This is a genomic window from Mesorhizobium sp. M0306 (assembly GCF_040321655.1).
Classification (GTDB): domain Bacteria; phylum Pseudomonadota; class Alphaproteobacteria; order Rhizobiales; family Rhizobiaceae; genus Mesorhizobium.
In genome coordinates this window covers 1-1050 of the sequence record NZ_JAMYRY010000104.1, presented here as the reverse complement: position 1 = coordinate 1050, position 1050 = coordinate 1, and the positions used below count along the sequence as shown (strand labels likewise).

Annotated in this window: 1 protein-coding gene and 1 pseudogene; both read right to left on the bottom strand. The window is 58.4% G+C overall.

Annotated elements, in window-relative coordinates:
- A pseudogene (locus tag NKI95_RS34285) lies at window positions 1-159 on the bottom strand (amino acid ABC transporter substrate-binding protein); the annotation flags it as partial.
- Window positions 160-183: 24 nt separating this feature from the next.
- On the bottom strand, window positions 184-924 hold the full coding sequence (locus tag NKI95_RS34280; RefSeq protein ID WP_352464100.1) for an amino acid ABC transporter ATP-binding protein: 741 nt from the start codon (window positions 922-924) through the stop codon (window positions 184-186).
- Window positions 925-1050: the final 126 nt, after the last annotated feature.

Below are 1050 nucleotides of genomic sequence, written 5' to 3'. Positions count from 1 at the left end.
CGCGCCCCATGCCAGCGGCTTGGATTCGGCAGACGTCGCGATCTTGATCGTGCGAACGGTCTGACCATAGCTGATCCCTGCGGTTGCAAGGGCAATTGCGATGCCGCCGGCAACAGCCAGGGCAGCGCGACGGGAGAAACTGGATGTGATTGCAGACATTTCTTTGGTTCCCTTCTTGTTGAGCTATTGAAAAGCGAGTTCTGACTGCAGGAATTGAGCAAGTCGTGGGCTGGATGGCGCATCGAAGATCTCAGTTGGACTGCCATCGGCGGCAATCACGCCACGATCCATGAAGACGATCCGGTTCGAGATGTTCTTTGCGAATTGCATCTCGTGGGTCACAAGCAGCGAAGTGATCCCTGACGACGTGACATCCTTGATCACCTTCAGAACTTCACCGACGAGTTCAGGATCCAGCGATGACGTGGGCTCATCGAAGAGCATCACGTCGGGACGAACCGCCAGCGCACGCGCGATGCCGGTGCGTTGGAGCTGGCCGCCCGACAGCTGGGACGGATAGCTGTCCCGCTTCGCTGAGAGGCCGACCCGGTCAAGCTCTCGCAGCGCGATTTCACGCGCCTCGTCCGCGGACTTGCGCTGCACGACGACAAGCGGATCCATCACGTTCTGGAGGACTGTCATGTTCTTGAAGACATTGAATTGCTGAAAGACCATCGCTGTTCGAAGCCGGATCGCCTGGACAGCGGTCTTGTCGGCGCGCTGGTAGTCCATCCGAATCTGGTCGAACGCGATGGTTCCGGACGACGGCTTGGCCAGGTAGTTGATGCATTTCAGCAGCGTGGTCTTGCCGGTGCCGCTGGGGCCGATGATCGACACCACGTCACCCCGCTTTACCGAGAGATTGACGCCGTTCAGGACCTGCGTGCTTCCGTAGGACAGCCTTATATCTTTGAGTTCAAGCATTTCTGGTTAGCCCTTCAGAGTGTGGGACGGACTGCCTTGACATGTGGGTCATCATCATCCGCTCTCCGCGTGGCCGAGAACGTGCATCAGCCGGTTTGCCCAGCCGAAGATCGCTATGGCGTGGAT

Excerpts from the sequence above, each read along its gene's own strand:
- NKI95_RS34280 (WP_352464100.1), bottom strand. The coding sequence starts at position 924 with ATGCTTGAACTCAAAGATATAAGGCTGTCCTACGGAAGCACGCAGGTC.